Consider the following 15,396-nt stretch of genomic DNA (forward strand, 5'->3'; position numbering starts at 1 on the left):
CTCACCACAGTTCGCTGAGGAGGGCCAGGACGGCGCCGAGCACGAGGGACGCGACGCCGAGCCGTAGCCATCGGTACTTGGCGGCGAGCACCACCCCGTGGACGCTCGCCTGTTCGAGGAGCCAGCCGGTGGCGTCCGTGGCGGAGCCCTCCAGGCGGGCCCGCAGGTCACCGGCGGTGGTGCCGGCCGTGAGCTCGCGCAGCAGGGTGCGCTCGGCGCCGAACCGGGTGCGCGGCAGGACGACCGAGACCAGCATCAGGACGCCGAGGGTCCACAGCAGTCCGGCGACGCCCAGCAGGACGAGCCCGGGGCCGCCGGGCAGCGGGCCCTGGTCGCGGGAGAAGACGACCGCGAGGAAGGCGAGGGCACCGGACAGCAGGATCGCCGCCTTGGTGTCGGCCCGGCCGATGTCTTCGCGGACGGTGGTCAGCAACTGCTCGGCCATGTCCCGCAGTTCGGGGGGCGCGGGCGCGGGGGCGGTCCCCGCGCCCGGCGGGTCGGCGGTGGTCATTCGTCGTCCCAGTCGTCGAAGTCCGCGCTCCGCCGCGAGCCGGGGGCACCGGAGGAGCCGGACGAGCCCGACGAGCCGGGGCCGGGCCGGTCGGCCTCGGGGGCGTACCCGTCCCTGCCCCCGTCCCCGTCCCCGTCCCGCTCGAACGACGCCTGGACCCGGGTCGGTTCGTAGACGCGCGGGTCCGCCGGAGCGCCCGGCGACTCCTCGTCGTCCCAGTGGGGCGCGGTCGGCTCCGGGTCCGCCGCCGCCTCCAGGGCCCGGCGGCCGGGGCCCCGGGCGGAGTCGAGGACCCGGTCGGCGACGCCGCCGATGACGGCCCCCGTGCTGCCGCGCAGGTGCTGGAGGATCTGGAACGCCTGCTCGTCGATCTCGTGCCGTTCGAGCACGCCGGAGTCGAGCAGCCGCTTGAACACCTCCAGCAGGTCGGCCTGGCCCTCGCGCTTCTCCCGCGTGAGCTGGGTGCGGATCTCCCACTCGTGGTCCGGGTTCTTGGCCATGTGGTGGGCGATCTGGGCGAGGTCGCCGCGCCGGAACATGTCCTCCAGGTCGGCGGCGCGGGCCATGATCTTCTTCCGCTCCCACTCCTCCCGGCGCAGCTCCGCCTCGGCCTCCCGGGCGTCGGCCCGGACGGTCACCTCGACCTTGTCGGCGCGGGCGATCTCCTCGCGGACCTGCTCGTCCAGGTCGAAGAACACGTACACCTGCGTGCGCAGCCCGATCTCGCGGCCGAGGACGAGCCGGCCGGTGCTCAGCTCGTCGCGCACGGCCTCGTCGGCCCGCTGGGCCTCGGTGAGGCGGAAGCGGCGGGAGAGCGAGCGGAGCCCGTCGAGCAGGTCGTCGTGGAGGAGCTCCGCCACGTTCCACACCTGTTCCTTCACCACCCGGTACGGGTCCTCGACCGTCCACTTGACCCGGACCCGGGCGTTGAACGAGGCCCCGTCCCCGGCGGCCGGGAGCTTGAGCGAGAACTCCGTGACGTTCTGCCCGAGCTGCACCTCGAAGACCGTGTACGGGGCGCGCAGCAGGGGCTTGTCGTTGTCCTCGTTCCGGTCGGGCCAGACGATCCGGTGGCCGCCGTTGCGGTAGAGCAGCACGGCGGCGATGAGGCCGCTGGTGCGCCGGTATGGGGGCGCGATCTCGCGGATCAGCGGCCCCAGCGGCCCCAGCGGCCCCAGCGGCTTGTCGGCGCCCCGGGCTCCGCCCTGGTCGGCTCCGGTCATCGCTCGGCTCCTTCCGCGACGGCGTCCCACATGCGGCGCGCCGCGCTCTTGTCCAGGGGTCGGTCCCGGTCCCGTACCAGCTCGTTCAGCAGGCCGCGGAGCCGGTCACGGTCGCGGCGCTCCACCGCGAGCAGCGGCAGCAGGCCGCAGACGAGCCCGAGGGCCGTCTCGTCCTTCGCGGCCCGGCGCAGCAGTCCGCCGAGGCCGTCCAGCGCGGCCTCGGCGGCGCGCGCGGTGTTCAGGGTGCGGAGCAGCAGCGCGCCGAGCGCGGACGTGAGCCCGGGCCGGGTGGCGAGCAGCGCGACGAGGAGGGGGCGGCTCGCGTGCGCGTCGAGTTCGGGCACGTCACGCAGGCCCCACAGGTGGGTGGTGCGGGTGGTGAGGGCCGTGATCAGAGTGATGTGCACGAGGTTGGCGAGGTTCATGCGCCCGTCGTCGAGCCAGCGCGCCAGGCGGCGCAGCACGGGTTCGGGATCGCCGGAGGCGAGCAGCCGAGCGACGCTGAAGGTGGCGGGGCCCAGTAGTTCGACGTCGTCGGCGTCGTGGTCCCTGACGACCTGGGCGAGGGCGTCGAGCGAGCGGTCGACACCGCCGGCGGCCAGCGCGTAGCCGTGGGTGAGCAGGGCGCTCTCCACGAGCGCGGGCGCGTCGGAGGCGGCCCACTCCTTGACGGTGGCGGCGACGGCGGGCCGGACCAGGGGGTCGCGGGCCGCCTCGGCGAGCGCGGTCGCGGCGGCCATCCGGGCGACCGGCTCGTCGCGGACCGCGAGCGGGGCGACGAGCTCCCCGTAGCCGTGGATCCAGTCCCAGGAGCAGAGCACACCCGCGGCGATGGAGGCGCGGACCCAGACCTCGGGCCGCTCGTCGTCGCACAGGGCGCGCAGCCAGCGGGCGATCGGGCCGCGCACGTTGTGGTGGCCGTGCCAGACCTCGGCGAGGACGGCGGTGGCGAGGGCGTCGCCCTGGAAGCGCACCGAGCGCGCGGGCACCTTCGCGGGGCCGAGGTCGAGCTCGGTGTCCTCCAGGACGGCGCGGGCGAGGACCGGGCGGTGCTCGGCGTGGGTGCCGAACAGGCGCCGTCCGGCGGGGCGTCCGGGGTCGAGGGTGACGGCGAGCTCCCAGGCGAGGAGCTCGGCCGCCTCGGCGGCGATGCTGTACGCGGAGCCGTTGAAGACGGCCACGGCGATCCGGAAGGCGGTGGCGTTGAGGACGGGCAGCGCCTCGGGCAGGGTGCCGGGCCGGTCGGCGCCCGCGAACCACTCGCGCGCCTGGGCCCGTACGAACGCGGCGCAGTCCTCCAGGAGCAGCTCGTCGGTCAGCCCGCCGCGTCGGTGGCGGGCGAGGAGGTCGGCGAGCCGGGCGGCCTCGCGGGGGCGGAGCTCCTCCAGGCCGAGGGCGGCGACCACGTCCGCGCGGGCGGCGAGGGCCCGCGCGGCGGCGGTGGCCTCCTCGGACTCGCCGCGCAGCAGCAGCCTCAGGTGCCGGTGGAGCACCTCGTCGGCGGGCGGCGGGGCGTGGAACACGCCGTACCGTCCGCGCAGCAGCCGCTCGGCGAGGTCGCCGCCGCCGACGACGAGCACGCCGTAGGCGTCGGCCTCGTCCAGCAGTCCGGCGAAGCGGTCCAGGTGCAGTTCGGAGACGCGGACGGCGGGCCGCTCGGCGGGGTCGGTGCGCTCGCCGCGGGAGTGCCGGGGCTCGCTCTCGGTGCGCTCGTCCTCGGCGAGCAGCTCGATGAGGTGGCCGGCGCCGGATTCGAGGTTCTCGGTGGTGATCTCGTCGACGCCGTGCCGGGGGTCGAGCCGGAAGACCCGGCCCTTGGCGACCTCGGCGAGCAGCGCGAGCGCGGTGGCCTCGCGCCCGCTGCCGGGCTCTCCGCAGAGCACCAGGACGCGGTTGCCGCGCAGCCGGTCCTTCATGCGCTGGTAGCCGGCGGTCTCGCAGTACACGGCGTCGAGGTGGTCGAGGGTGTCGCGCGGGACGGCGCCCCGGACGAAGTGGGGGCGCGCGCCGAGCGAGATGCTGTAGTGGGAGTCGCCCTCGTGGATGGTGGCGTCGCGGCCGATGAAGGTGTGCCGGTCGCCCGGCTCCCGCACGAGGGTGCGGCGCGCGGAGGCGGCGGTGGCGGCGCCGCCGGTGCCGGAGCCGCCGCGATAGCCGCGGGCGGCATTCTCGAACGCCTTGGCCTGCGGCTGCTCGGCGGGACCGTCGGAGCCCTTGTCGGAGCCCTCGGCCCGGTCACCCCGGTCGCCGCGGTCACTCCGGTCGCCGCGGTCACTCCGGTCGCCGCGGTCACCCCGGTCGCCCCGGTTCCCCCGGTCGCTCCGGTCCCCTCGCTCCCCTCGCTCCCCCCGGTCCCCTCGGTCGCCCCGGTCACCCCGGTCGCCGCCCCCGGGCGGCCCGCCCGGGCCGTCGGCGCCAGCGCCGCCGCGGTCGAAGTCGTCGTCGCTCACGCCCGGTCCCCCTTGCCCTTGCCGCCGAAGCCGGTCACGCCGCCGTGGATGGTGCCCGCCTCGACGATCTGCATGTCCCGGCCCGCCGTGAACGTGCGGTCCCCGCCGCCCACGCGCGGCTTTCGAGGCGGTGAGCCGTCCCCCCGCGACGGCCCACCGCCGGTCTGTGTGTCACCCTCCGGATCCCCCGGCCCGCCGGAGCGACCGGACCCGGCGGACCCGGCGGACCCGACATGCGCGACCGGCACGTCCGGCCCCTCCGGTCCCCCGGGCCACTCCGCCCCCTCCGGTCCCAGCGGCGGCGACGGCCGACGGGGTACGTGGAACCAGGCGTCCTCGTCGGTCTCCTTGGCGACCACGGGCGCCCGCCGGTAGTGCGCGGGCTCCACGTAACGCCCGCCCTCGACGACCACGTTCCGGTAGAGCCAGTCGGAGACCACGATCAGCAGGTCCACGTCCGGCGCGTCCGTCATGATCTGCTTCGCGCGGGCGCTGTCGCAGAGCCGGCAGGCGAGGTCCACGGCCCGGCCGACGAGCCCGCGTCCGTCGTCGAGGACGAGGCCCGCGTTCATGCCGACGCGCATCCGCAGCGGCGCGCGGCGGCCCTTGTTGTGCTCGCGCAGGCTCTCGTACAGGGTGTCGATCCAGCGGCCGACCATGAGGGTCGGCGGCACGTCCGGGCGCAGCGCGGCGAGGATGCCGTCGCCGCGGTCCTCCTGGTGGACGGTGCCCGGCTCGATGCCGACGGAGGCGTACGCCTCGCCGAACGCCTCGTACATGGCGGCCCTGGTCAGCCGCTTCTCGTCCATGCCGAGGCGTCCGGAGCCGACGACGTCCCCGAAGACGACGAGCCGGTGGATGGCTCCCGCGCTCGCTCCCGTACTGCTCACTCGGACTCCTCGTGACGTGGTTCCGTGGCGGTGAGGTGGTGACGTGACAAGCCTGGCGGTCGGCGCGCGAGAGCGATGTAGCGGTTTACACAGCCGGGGGTGATTTATCGGAGGAGTCCGCGCCGGGGCGTGCGCGCCCCTGCGCGAGGAGGACCAGCAGGGGCATGTCGACGACGACCACGGTGCGGTGGGCGGTGTCGACGACCCCTTGCTCGCGCAGCAGCCGCAGCGCCTTGGCGACGGCTTCGCGGGTGGCTCCGATGGCCGCCGCCAGATCATGCTGGGGCAGTGGGAGTTCGAGGACGGTGCCGGCCTCGGCCCGGCGGCCCGCGCGCTCGGCGAGTTCGACCAGGCGGGCGGCGAGCCGGCGCAGGACGGTCTCGGAGGCGAGCGAGCGGCGCTCGACGTCGGCGCTGCGCAGCCGGGTGGCGAGCTGGCGCATGATGAGCGAGGTGGCGTGCGGGCGGGCGGCGAGGAAGCGCCGGAAGCGGTCGCCGGAGATGGCGACGGCCTCGACGCGGCCGAGCGCGGTGACGGTGGCCGAGCGCGGGCCCTGGTCGACGGCGGCCAGGTCGCCGACGACCTCGCCGGCGCCGCGCAGCGCCAGGATGAGCCGGGCGCCGCGCTCGGTGCCGACGGAGACGACCGCCCAGCCGGAGAGCAGGGCCAGGACGTACGCGGAGGTGTCCCGCTCGCGGATCATGATCTCGCCCGGCTCGTAGGAGCGCGGGGCGCCCTCGGCGAGCAGGTCGCGGCGGTCGGACGCGGGAAGCGCGTGGAGGAAGGAGCGGTCCTGGCCGAAAAGACTCAACTCTCGCTCACACCCCCGCACGACTTGCTCGCTCGCGTGCTCGTTCCCCACACCAAGGGACAACCAGAGTCACAGTGCTGACGCTGTGTCACGCCGTGGGCTGAGAACGCTAGAGGCTGGCCGAGAATCGCGTCAACGCGCTCGGCGACGAACACCGGGGGCGCAAGGGAGCGCCGTTTTCGGCACCCTTGCGCCCCCTGTCACCCCCCGGCCGCGAGGCCGCCCCGGCGGGCCCGTCGTACGGCGGGCGCCGAGGTCACGGGCGCGTGTACGGCGGGCTCACACCCGGGGAAGCGGGCGCGCGGTGCGCGGGGCGCCCGGCGCGTTCCCGTCGCACACACAGCCGAAGAAAGGCCGTATGTGCGACAGGTCGCGGCCGGTCACAGCCGCGGATCGACCGGCTCCGACTCCAGCGCCAGGACCGCGAAGACGGCCTCGTGCACCCGCCACAGCGGCTCCCCGTCGGCCAGCCGGTCGAGGGCCTCCAGGCCGAGCGCGTACTCCCGCAGCGCGAGGGAGCGCTTGTGGCCGAGGAAACGCTCCCGCAGCCGCGCCAGGTTCTCCGGACGGGTGTACTCGGGGCCGTACACGATCCGCAGGTACTCCCGGCCGCGCACCTTCACACCCGGCTGTACGAGCCGCCCGCCGGCGTCCCGGACCAGGGCGGCGAGCGGCTTCACGACCATGCCCTCGCCGCCCGCGCCGGTCAGCTCCAGCCACCAGTCCACCCCGGCCCGCACCGAGTCCTCGTCGGACGGGTCGACGACGAGCCGGCGGGTGGCCTGGAGCAGCCCGCTCGGGTCGTGCTCCACCAGCCGGTCCAGCAGGCCGAGCTGCTCGTCGTGCGGCATCCCGGCCAGCGAGCGCCCGCGCGCGGCGAGCACCTGGAACGGGGCGAAGCGCACGCCCTCCAGGCCCTCGGTCGGCCAGCAGTAGCGCCGGTACGCCTCGGTGAACGCCGCCGCGTCCGCCGCCCGCCCCCGCTGCCGCTCCAGCAGCGCGTCGAGCCCGGCCACCCCGCGCCCGGCGGCCCGTTCCAGCGCGCCCAGCACGTCCGGGAAGACCGTGCGGGAGGCGGCGCCGACGGCCGCGTACTGACTGCGCAGCAGCCCCGCCGACTTCAGCGACCACGGCATCAGCTCGCCGTCCAGCAGCAGCCAGTCCGTGTCGAGCTCGTCCCACAGCCCGGCGGCGCCGACCGCCTCCCGCAGCCGCGCGAGGACCAGCTCGGTCGTCTCCGGGTCGTCGAAGAACGGGCGTCCGGTACGGGTGTGCAGGGCGCCGGTCGGCCCGTCCACGCCGAACCGCTCCCGGGCCGCCCCGGCGTCCCGGCAGACCAGCGCCACGGCCCGCGAGCCCATGTGCTTCTCCTCGCACACGACCGTGCCGACCCCGGCGGCGGCGTACTGCGCGAACGCCTCGGCCGGGTGCTCCAGGTAGCCCTCCTGCCGCGAGGTCGCGGTCGGCGCCATCGTCGGCGGCAGGTACGCCAGCAGCCGGGGATCGACGGCGAAGCGGCTCATCACCTCCAGCGCCGCCGCCGCGTTCTCCTCGCGCACGGCGACGTTGCCGGACCAGCGGGTCTCCACGGTCCGGCGCCCGTGCACGTCGGCCAGGTCCAGCGGGCGGCCCTCGTGCCCGCCGGGCGCGTCGGCGACGAGCGGCCGGGCCGGCTCGTACCAGACCCGCTCGGCCGGTACGTCGACGAGCTCGCGCTCGGGCCAGCGCAGCGCGGTCATCCGCCCGCCGAACACGGCCCCGGTGTCGAGGCAGATGGTGTTGTTGATCCAGGAGGTGTCCGGGACGGGCGTGTGCCCGTAGACGACGGTCGCCCTGCCCCGGTACTCCTCCGCCCACGGGTAGCGCACCGGCAGGCCGAACTCGTCGGTCTCGCCGGTCGTGTCCCCGTACAGGGCGTGCGAGCGGACCCGGCCCGAGGTGCGCCCGTGGTACTTCTCGGGCAGCCCCGCGTGGCAGACCACCAGCCGGCCCTCGTCGAGGACGTAGTGGCTGACCAGCCCGTCGATGAAGGCCGACACCTCGGCGCGGAACTCCTCCGGCTCGCGCCCCAGCTGCTCGATCGTCTCGGCGAGCCCGTGCGTCTCCCGCACCTTGCGGCCCCGCAGCCAGCGGCCCAGCTTGTTCTCGTGGTTGCCCGGCACGCACAGCGCGTCCCCGGCGGCCACCATGCCCATGACCCGGCGCAGCACGCCGGGGCTGTCCGGGCCGCGGTCGACGAGGTCGCCGACGAAGACTGCGGTGCGGCCCTCGGGGTGGTGCCCGTCCACGTAGCCGATCTTGCCGAGCAGGGTCTCCAGCTCGGAGCGGCAGCCGTGGACGTCACCGATGACGTCGAAGGGGCCGGTGAGGTGGCGCAGGTCGTTGAAGCGCTTCTCCCGAACGACCTGGGCCTCCGCCACCTCCGCCTCGCTCTGCAGCACGTGCACCTTGCGGAAGCCCTCACGGGCCAGCCCGCGCAGCGAACGGCGCAGCTCGCGGCGGTGCCGCTGGATGACGTGCCGGGGCAGCCCGGCCCGGTCGGGGCGGGCGGCGTTGCGCTCGGCGCACACCTCCTCGGGCAGGTCGAGGACGATCGCGATGGGCAGCACGTCGTGCGCGCGGGCGAGCTCGACGAGCTGCCGCCGCGCCTCGCGCTGCACGCTGGTGGCGTCGACGACGGTCAGCCGCCCGGCAGCGAGCCGCTTGCCGGCGATGTAGTGGAGGACGTCGAAGGCGTCCTTGCTGGCGCTCTGGTCGTTCTCGTCGTCGGCGACGAGCCCCCGGCAGAAGTCGGAGGAGACGATCTCGGTCGGCTCGAAGTGGCGCCGGGCGAAGGTCGACTTGCCGGAGCCGGTGGCACCGATGAGCACGACGAGGGAGAGATCGGTGACGGGAAGCGTACGGGTCATGCGCGGGCCTCCTTCAAGGCGTCGTCGGTACGGGGTGCGGCGGCGGGTCCCGCGGCGGGCTCGGTACGGGTGAACACGGCCATCTGGGTCGGCGGGCCGACCTCGGGGTCGTCGGGTCCGACGGGCACGAAGGCGGCCTCGTAGCCGAACGCGCCCGCGACACCGGCCGCCCAGCCCCGGAACTCCTCCCGGGTCCATTCGAAGCGGTGGTCGCCGTGCCGGACGTGCCCGGCGGGCAGCGACTCCCAGCGCACGTTGTACTCGACGTTCGGCGTCGTCACGATCACCGTCCGGGGGCGCGCGGAGCCGAACACCGCGTACTCCAGGGCGGGCAGGCGCGGCAGGTCCAGGTGCTCGATCACCTCGCTGAGGACGGCGGCGTCATAGCCGGCCAGCCGCTTGTCGGTGTACGTGAGCGAGCCCTGGAGCAGGTTCACCCGGGACGCCTGCCGCTCGCCCATCCGCTCCAGGCGGAGCCGGCGCGCGGCGACGGACAGGGCGCGGGCGGACACGTCCACGCCGACGATCTCGGTGAACCGCACGTCCTTGAGCAGCGCCTGCACCAACTGGCCCTGCCCGCAGCCCAGGTCGAGGACCCGGGCCGCGTCGGCGGCGCGCAGGGCCGCCAGGATCGCGGCGCGCCGGTGCTCGGCGAGCGGGACCGGCCTCTCCTCGGTGTCGGTGGTCTCGTCGACGGCGTTGTCGACTTCCTCGACCTCCAGGCCGTCCGCCTCGGCGAGCCGCGTCAGCTCCAGCCGCTCGGTCGCCGCGCGGGTCAGCCCCCAGCGGCGCGCCAGGTAGCGGCTGGTGATCAGCTGCCGCTCCGGGTGCCCGGCGAGCCAGCCGTCACCGGCGCGCAGCAGCTTGTCCACCTCGTCGGGGGCGACCCAGTAGTGCTTGGCGTCGTCGAGGACCGGCAGCAGGACGTAGAGCTGGTTCAGCGCGTCGGCGAGCCGCAGCTCGCCCTCCAGGACCAGCCGCACGTAGCGCGAGTCGCCCCAGGCGGGGAACTCCGGGTCCAGCGCGACCGGCTCGGCCGTCACCGTCGCCCAGCCCAGCGGGCCGAACAGGCGCGTGACCAGGGCGGCGCCGCCACGGGCGGGGAGCGCGGGGATCTCGATCCGCAGCGGCAGCGGCTCGGCGGCGCGCTCCGGGAGGGCCGCGCAGGAACCGTGCAGGGCGGTCTTGAAGACCCGGGCGAGCGCGACGGCGAGCAGCGAGGACGCGGCGTAGGGCCGGTCGTTCACGTACTGCGCCAGCGCCGTGTCGGGCGCCCCGCCCCGGCCCTTGCCCCTGCCGCGGCGCACGAGGGCCACGGGGTCGACCTCCAGGAGGAGCGCCGCCGTGCACCGCTCGGCGCTCGCCTCGGGGTACAGCACATGGGCGGTGCCGTGCGAGGTCGAGAACGCCTGCGCCTTCTCGGGATGCTTGTGCAGCAGAAAGCCGAGATCGGTCGCGGGGCGCTCAGGGGTACCGGTGGTACTGATCGTCAGGAACACCCGTCCGAGTATGACCACGGTCCCCGGCGCCGACCAGGCATTTTCCGACGAGGGCGGCGATCTGCGGAGCCGGTCCGGGGGTCCGGGGGCGTCCGGGGGCGTCCGGCTACTTCTCCCTACTTCTCCGGGTCGGCCGCCAGCGTGCCGGCCAGTTCGGCGATCTGTCCGGGGCCGACCCGGCAGCAGCCGCCGACGAGGCGCGCGCCGTCGGCGCGCCAGCGGGCGGTGGTGTCCGGGGCGAACGTGGCCCCGCCCCGCCAGTCGCGGGCCTCCGCGTCCCACTCCTCGCCGCTGTTGGGGTAGACGACCACGGGCTTGCCGGTGACGGCGGCGGCGATCGCCGCGGCGGGCCCCGCGTCGCGCGGGTCGCAGCAGTTCACGCCGACGGCGACGACGTGGTCGAGCCCGGCGGCCACCGCGAAGGCGTCCTCCAGCGGCTGCCCGGCCCGGGTGCGGAGCCCGTCGACCGTGTACGAGAGCCAGACCGGCACCCCGCAGCCCTCGACCGCGCGCAGCAGGCCCTCCGCCTCGTCGGCGTCCGGCACCGTCTCCAGGGCGAGGACGTCCGGGCCCGCCTCGGCCAGGGCCTCGACCCGGGGCCGGTGGAAGCGTTCGAGCTCGGCCACCGAGAGCCCGTACCGGCCTCGGTACTCGCTGCCGTCGGCGAGCATCGCCCCGTACGGCCCGACGGACGCGGCGACCCACACCTCCCGGTCCGTGCCCTCCCCCGCCGCCCGGGCCAGCTCCACGCTCCGGGCCAGCAGCCGCGCCGCCTCCGCCCGGCCGGTCCCGCGCCGGGCGAAGCCCTCGAAGGTGGCCTGGTAGCTGGAGGTGATCAGGACCTGCGCCCCGGCCCGTACGTACGCCGCGTGGGCCGCCTCGATCTGCTCCGGTCCGTCGGCGAGCAGCCGGGCGGACCAGAGCGCGTCGGACAGGTCGCAGCCCTGCGCCTGGAGCTGGTTGGAGAGCCCGCCGTCGAGCACGAGCACCTGCTCGTCGAGGGCGGCGGCGAGCGTACGTACGGGTTTCATCGGGTCACCCCAGCTGCGTCTGGACCTGTGTCGAGATCAGCTCCAGGTGGTCCAGATCGTCCAGGTCGAGCACCTGGAGGTAGATCCGGCGGGAGCCGACTGCACCGTACCTCCCGATCTTCTCGACGACCTCGGCGGGCGTCCCCGCGAGGCCGTTCGCCTTGAGCTCGGCGACCTCGCGGCCGATCGCGGCGGCCCGCCGGGCGACCTCCGCGTCGTCCCGGCCGACGCAGACGACCAGCGCGTTCGAGTACACCAGCGCGTCGGCCGGCCGCCCGGCCTCCGCGACGGCCTCCCGCACCCGCCCGAACTGCCGCTCCGTGTCCTCCAGCGAGGCGAACGGGATGTTGAACTCGTCCGCGAAGCGTGCCGCCAGCCGCGGGGTGCGGCGCGCCCCGTGCCCGCCGACGAGGACGGGGATCCGCGCCTGGGCCGGCTTGGGCAGCGCGGGCGAGTCCTCGATCCGGTAGTGCGGCCCCTCGTGGGAGAAGGTCTTGCCCGGCGCGGTGCCCCAGAGGCCGGTGACGATCTCCAGCTGCTCCTCCAGGCGCCCGAACCTCTCCTTCGGGAAGGGGATGCCGTACGCCCGGTGCTCCTCCTCGAACCAGCCCGCGCCCAGGCCCAGTTCGATCCGGCCGCCGGACATGTGGTCGACCTGGGCGACCTGGATGGCCAGCACGCCGGGGAGCCGGAAGGTGCCCGCCGTCATCAGCGTGCCGAGGCGGATCCGCCGGGTCTCCCGGGCGAGCCCGGCGAGGGTGATCCACGCGTCGGTGGGTCCGGGCATGCCGTCGCCCGGGCCCATCCGCAGATAGTGGTCGGAGCGGAAGAAGGCGTCGAAGCCGAGGTCCTCGGTGGCCTTGGCGACCTTGAGAAGGGTGTCGTAGTCGGCGCCCTGCTGGGGCTCCGTGAAGATGCGAAGATCCATGCCTCCATCCTGCACCGCGCGGGCGCGTCAACCACTTCGTCAGCGGGCGATCACCACTTGCCCGGTCGGGTGAATATCCGCCCCCTGGGCGGGCGGCGTTCCGCCAGGCCAGTGACCGGGGCCCGGGACCCGTCGTTGGCTCGGGCGGAGCCGGACCGCCCGGCCCGCGTGCCGGCGGCCGTTGCCGGTGCGACGCACCTTCTCGTGGCCCTTCCCTCAGCGGAGGGGCCTGGGCCAGGAGGCCGACATGTCCCAGGAAGCCGCGCCGGAGCGGGCCGTGCCCGAGCAGCCCGTACCGCAGGTGACTCCGGTGCCGCCGGGGCAGCAGTCGGCCCAGCCGGCTCCGACCGTGCCCGAGCAGCAGAGCGGCGGCGCCCCGAAGGGCCTGCTCCAGCAGATGGAGGAGCTGATGGCGGCGCTGTCGGCAGATCTGACGCAGCTCGACGCCGACATCCAGTCCTCCGCCGACCGCCAGGCGGGGACCGCGGACGACGCCTCCGGGACCGCGGCGGGCCCGTCCGGCGCCTCCGGCCCCGCGGAGCCGCGCGGCGGCGGGCTCGGCTGACGCCCTCAGCGGCACTCCCCGCCCCGGGCCGGCCGCGGCCGGGGCGCTCCTCATCGCGGGCCCGGTCTCGGACCGGCCCGCCCCCGCGCCGGGTCGGGCGGACGGCCGCGCTCCCGCAGCACGAGGCGGCGCAGCATCCCGCGCACCCGGTCACCGGCCTCGTCGGCGGCGTCGATCGCCTCTATGCACTGCCAGTAGAGCCCCTCCTCGTCGGTGGCGCAGGCCACTCCGACCAGGGCGAAGCCCACTTCGCCGAGGAGCGCCGCGAGGGCCGTCAACGCGGCCCGCTCGTCCGCCACTTCGGTGAGCCGCGCGGCCCTCGGCACCCCGCCGCGCAGCGTGGGGTGGTCCAGCGGACCACGCGCCACTCCGATCTCGCTCAGCCCCCGCGCCTCGCTCCGCAGCTCCAGCGGTCCGCAGAGCAGCAGATGACTTCCTATCGCCTGGGCGAGGACCTGTGCCTGCCATGCCTCCGCCACGATGTCCAGCGCCGTGCGGCTCTCGGCCAACGCGTGTCGACCGGTCGCGATGAGTCGCTCCGCTTCCATCAACGCCGCCCCCGTTCTTATGACTTACTGTCCATCAATTCATTACCCAGCGTGAGGCCGACTGAGCCCAAACACCAGGGGAATTCGGAAATCTGTGGACAGGTGGCTCGGTGGGGATAAGTCGATCACTCCGAAGAGTGACGATGAGTGTCGTTCTCGGCGCGGACCGGGAAGCGGAGCTCGTTCCGGTCGATCTTCGCCGCCAGCGCGGCGAGCGGATCGACCCCGAGCGCGGTGCAGAACTGGAGCAGGTAGGCGAGGACGTCCGCCACCTCGTCGCCCACCCGGTGCGCGGTGTCCGGGTCGTCCATCACCCGCTCGGCCTGCTCGGGTGTCAACCACTGGAAGATCTCCAGGAGTTCGGACGCCTCGACGCTGAGCGCCGCCGCCAGGTTCTTGGGGTTGTGGTACGGCTGCCACCGCCGGGCGGCCGCGAAGTCGGCGAGGCGGCGCTGCAGGCCGGCCACATCTGGTTCGGTCACACCCCCAGGTCTACCACCGTCACCCCGGGCCCCCAGCCCCCGCCCGCGTCACCCGCCTCACCTGCTGTGCCTGCCTCACCCGTCTCACCTGCCGCGCCTGCTCCCCCGCCCCACGCCGTCCCCACCGTGCCCACCAGTCGCATATGCCCGTTGGCGCAGATCGAGGCCGCGAGCCCGAGGAGTTCGCGCAGCTGGCGCGGGTCGAGCCCCCGGTCCAGGCCGTCGGCGAGGACCGTCAGCGTCCGCATCGCCTCCGGGACCTCGGCGAGCGGGTCCACCGCGAGCACGCCGGGGCCCGTGAGCAGGACCAGCGCGAGGGCCAGATAGCGCAGCTCGCCCTCCCCGAGCCGGCCCAGCGGGGTCGCGCCCCGCCCCGCGCCGCGCTCCAGCACCGCCTGCACCAGGCCCTCGGCCGGTTCGCGCAGCCCCAGTCCCGTGACCGGCCCCGCGCAGCCCGCTCCCGCCATCGCCGCGAACCGGGCGTGCCGGCGCGGGCACTCGGTGGCGGTGCGGTGCAGCACCTCGGCGAGGTTGCGGCAATCGCGCCGCAGCCGGCCCTCGCCGACCGGCACCGGCGCCCGCATCCCCGCGGGCCTCGGATCGCACGCGAACACCGACCGCAGTCCCACCAGCACCTGTTCCGCCGCCGCCAGCACCTCCAGCTGCCCCTTGGTCTTACCCGCCACGCGCAGCGGCAGCAGGGCGGTGCCGAGCAGGTCGTCGGGGAGCGGGCCCCGGGTGACCGGGGTGGCCCCCGCCGTGTGCCACTCGGCCTGCACCGTGCTGCGCTCGGGGTCGCGCAGGGCGGTGGCCAGGAGGGTGCGGCCGTTCGCGGTGAGCCGCTCGCCGACGATCCGCAGCCGGGGCTCCGCCTGGACGGCGACATCGAGCCGTACCGGGCCCGCCGGCCCCTCGACCGTGCAGCCGATCCGGAAGCCGCGCCTCCCCTCCGCGTCGGGCCGGGCCCGCTCCGGGACCAGATCGGCCGCGTCGGGCAGCACCTCACCGAGCCCGGCGCCCGCCCCGAGCATCGCCAGCGCCTCGTACGCCCGCAGCGCGCTCGACTTCCCGCTGCCGCTGGGCCCGCGCAGCAGGGTCACGGGCCCGAGCGGCAGCACGGCCGCCCGGTGCACCGCGAACGCGGACAGCCGCAGCTCGGTGACGACGGGCCGCTGCTGCCCGCGCCCTCCGGGGGCGGGGGCGGAGCCGGGAACGGGGCCGGGGTAGGGCGCGGGGTTCGCGAGCGGCGGCAACGGCCGCCGGGCGGGAGCGAGACCCCGCACCGGGGGGCGCCCGGGGGCCGGGGGCCGACCACGGCCGGCGGCCTGTGCGGGGCCGGTGGGCGGGGTCCGGCCGGGGGGCGGGACCAGCCCGGAGGGCGGGACTCGGCCGGGGGGCGAGACTCGGCCCGGGGCCTGGGGTCGGCCCGGAGCCTGGGCTTGGCGCGGAGCCTGGGCCTGGCGTGAGGGCTGGGCTTGGCCCGGAGCCTGGGCCCGGCCTGGCACCGGCCCTTGGCCCGGCACCTTGGCTTGCCCAACAGCCTGCGATC

The 15,396-nt window shown here is 75.5% G+C and carries 13 protein-coding genes; 1 reads left to right on the top strand and 12 read right to left on the bottom strand.

Going from position 1 to position 15,396, the window contains the following annotated elements; translation table 11 throughout:
• Window position 1: 1 nt before the first annotated feature.
• The 9 genes from AB0C99_RS12375 to AB0C99_RS12415 all read right to left on the bottom strand — a co-directional run bounded on the left by AB0C99_RS12375 (window position 2) and on the right by AB0C99_RS12415 (window position 12,252).
• Window positions 2–511, bottom strand: a complete 510-nt coding sequence (locus tag AB0C99_RS12375) for a Pycsar system effector family protein (RefSeq protein ID WP_362473372.1) — start codon at window positions 509–511, stop codon at window positions 2–4.
• Complete coding sequence (locus AB0C99_RS12380) at window positions 508–1,734, bottom strand: hypothetical protein (RefSeq protein WP_362473375.1); 1,227 nt, start codon at window positions 1,732–1,734, stop codon at window positions 508–510. The genes AB0C99_RS12375 and AB0C99_RS12380 overlap by 4 nt, the downstream gene beginning before the upstream one ends.
• Window positions 1,731–4,184 carry a hypothetical protein gene (locus AB0C99_RS12385; RefSeq protein ID WP_362473378.1) on the bottom strand — a complete coding sequence of 818 codons (2,454 nt, stop codon included), beginning with the start codon at window positions 4,182–4,184 and terminating at the stop codon, window positions 1,731–1,733. The genes AB0C99_RS12380 and AB0C99_RS12385 overlap by 4 nt, the downstream gene beginning before the upstream one ends.
• Window positions 4,181–5,074 carry a hypothetical protein gene (locus tag AB0C99_RS12390; RefSeq protein WP_362473381.1) on the bottom strand — a complete coding sequence of 298 codons (894 nt, stop codon included), beginning with the start codon at window positions 5,072–5,074 and terminating at the stop codon, window positions 4,181–4,183. Before AB0C99_RS12390 ends, AB0C99_RS12385 begins: the two co-directional genes overlap by 4 nt.
• Window positions 5,075–5,159: 85 nt before the next feature.
• Window positions 5,160–5,885 (bottom strand): Crp/Fnr family transcriptional regulator, encoded by a 726-nt coding sequence (locus tag AB0C99_RS12395; protein ID WP_362473384.1) that lies wholly within the window; start codon window positions 5,883–5,885, stop codon window positions 5,160–5,162.
• A 380-nt stretch (window positions 5,886–6,265) separates the two neighbouring features.
• Window positions 6,266–8,794, bottom strand: a complete 2,529-nt coding sequence (locus AB0C99_RS12400) for a polynucleotide kinase-phosphatase (protein ID WP_362473387.1) — start codon at window positions 8,792–8,794, stop codon at window positions 6,266–6,268.
• A complete protein-coding gene (locus AB0C99_RS12405) occupies window positions 8,791–10,293 on the bottom strand; it encodes a 3' terminal RNA ribose 2'-O-methyltransferase Hen1 (RefSeq protein WP_362473389.1) in 1,503 nt (500 codons plus the stop codon). The genes AB0C99_RS12400 and AB0C99_RS12405 overlap by 4 nt, the downstream gene beginning before the upstream one ends.
• Before the next feature lie 116 nt (window positions 10,294–10,409).
• A complete protein-coding gene (gene mmuM / locus AB0C99_RS12410) occupies window positions 10,410–11,324 on the bottom strand; it encodes a homocysteine S-methyltransferase (protein WP_362473392.1) in 915 nt (304 codons plus the stop codon).
• A 4-nt stretch (window positions 11,325–11,328) separates the two neighbouring features.
• The gene (locus AB0C99_RS12415; RefSeq protein WP_362473395.1) at window positions 11,329–12,252 is read right to left on the bottom strand and encodes an LLM class F420-dependent oxidoreductase; all 924 of its coding nucleotides are present in this window, start codon (window positions 12,250–12,252) and stop codon (window positions 11,329–11,331) included.
• A gap of 349 nt (window positions 12,253–12,601) precedes the next feature.
• Here AB0C99_RS12415 and AB0C99_RS12420 point away from each other — a divergent pair, with 349 nt between their 5' ends.
• Window positions 12,602–12,817, top strand: coding sequence for a hypothetical protein (locus tag AB0C99_RS12420; RefSeq protein WP_362473539.1), 216 nt, complete (start codon window positions 12,602–12,604; stop codon window positions 12,815–12,817).
• A 50-nt stretch (window positions 12,818–12,867) separates the two neighbouring features.
• Here AB0C99_RS12420 and AB0C99_RS12425 read toward each other — a convergent pair whose 3' ends face one another.
• From AB0C99_RS12425 to AB0C99_RS12435, 3 genes are all read right to left on the bottom strand, one after another.
• Window positions 12,868–13,365, bottom strand: coding sequence for a DUF6099 family protein (locus tag AB0C99_RS12425; protein ID WP_362473397.1), 498 nt, complete (start codon window positions 13,363–13,365; stop codon window positions 12,868–12,870).
• A 125-nt stretch (window positions 13,366–13,490) separates the two neighbouring features.
• Complete coding sequence (locus AB0C99_RS12430) at window positions 13,491–13,847, bottom strand: nucleotide pyrophosphohydrolase (RefSeq protein WP_362473399.1); 357 nt, start codon at window positions 13,845–13,847, stop codon at window positions 13,491–13,493.
• Complete coding sequence (locus AB0C99_RS12435; RefSeq protein WP_362473542.1) at window positions 13,844–15,001, bottom strand: ATP-binding protein; 1,158 nt, start codon at window positions 14,999–15,001, stop codon at window positions 13,844–13,846. The genes AB0C99_RS12430 and AB0C99_RS12435 overlap by 4 nt, the downstream gene beginning before the upstream one ends.
• Window positions 15,002–15,396 lie beyond the last annotated feature (395 nt).

It is taken from the genome of Streptomyces sp. NPDC048659 (assembly GCF_040650575.1).
Taxonomy (GTDB): domain Bacteria; phylum Actinomycetota; class Actinomycetes; order Streptomycetales; family Streptomycetaceae; genus Streptomyces.

What these genes read in the sequence shown, in the direction of transcription:
- AB0C99_RS12375 (WP_362473372.1), bottom strand. Translation starts at nt 511, where the DNA reads ATGACCACCGCCGACCCGCCGGGCGCGGGGACCGCCCCCGCGCCCGCG.
- AB0C99_RS12380 (WP_362473375.1), bottom strand. Translation starts at nt 1,734, where the DNA reads ATGACCGGAGCCGACCAGGGCGGAGCCCGGGGCGCCGACAAGCCGCTG.
- AB0C99_RS12400 (WP_362473387.1), bottom strand. Translation starts at nt 8,794, where the DNA reads ATGACCCGTACGCTTCCCGTCACCGATCTCTCCCTCGTCGTGCTCATC.
- mmuM (WP_362473392.1), bottom strand. Translation starts at nt 11,324, where the DNA reads ATGAAACCCGTACGTACGCTCGCCGCCGCCCTCGACGAGCAGGTGCTC.
- AB0C99_RS12415 (WP_362473395.1), bottom strand. Translation starts at nt 12,252, where the DNA reads ATGGATCTTCGCATCTTCACGGAGCCCCAGCAGGGCGCCGACTACGAC.
- AB0C99_RS12425 (WP_362473397.1), bottom strand. Translation starts at nt 13,365, where the DNA reads ATGGAAGCGGAGCGACTCATCGCGACCGGTCGACACGCGTTGGCCGAG.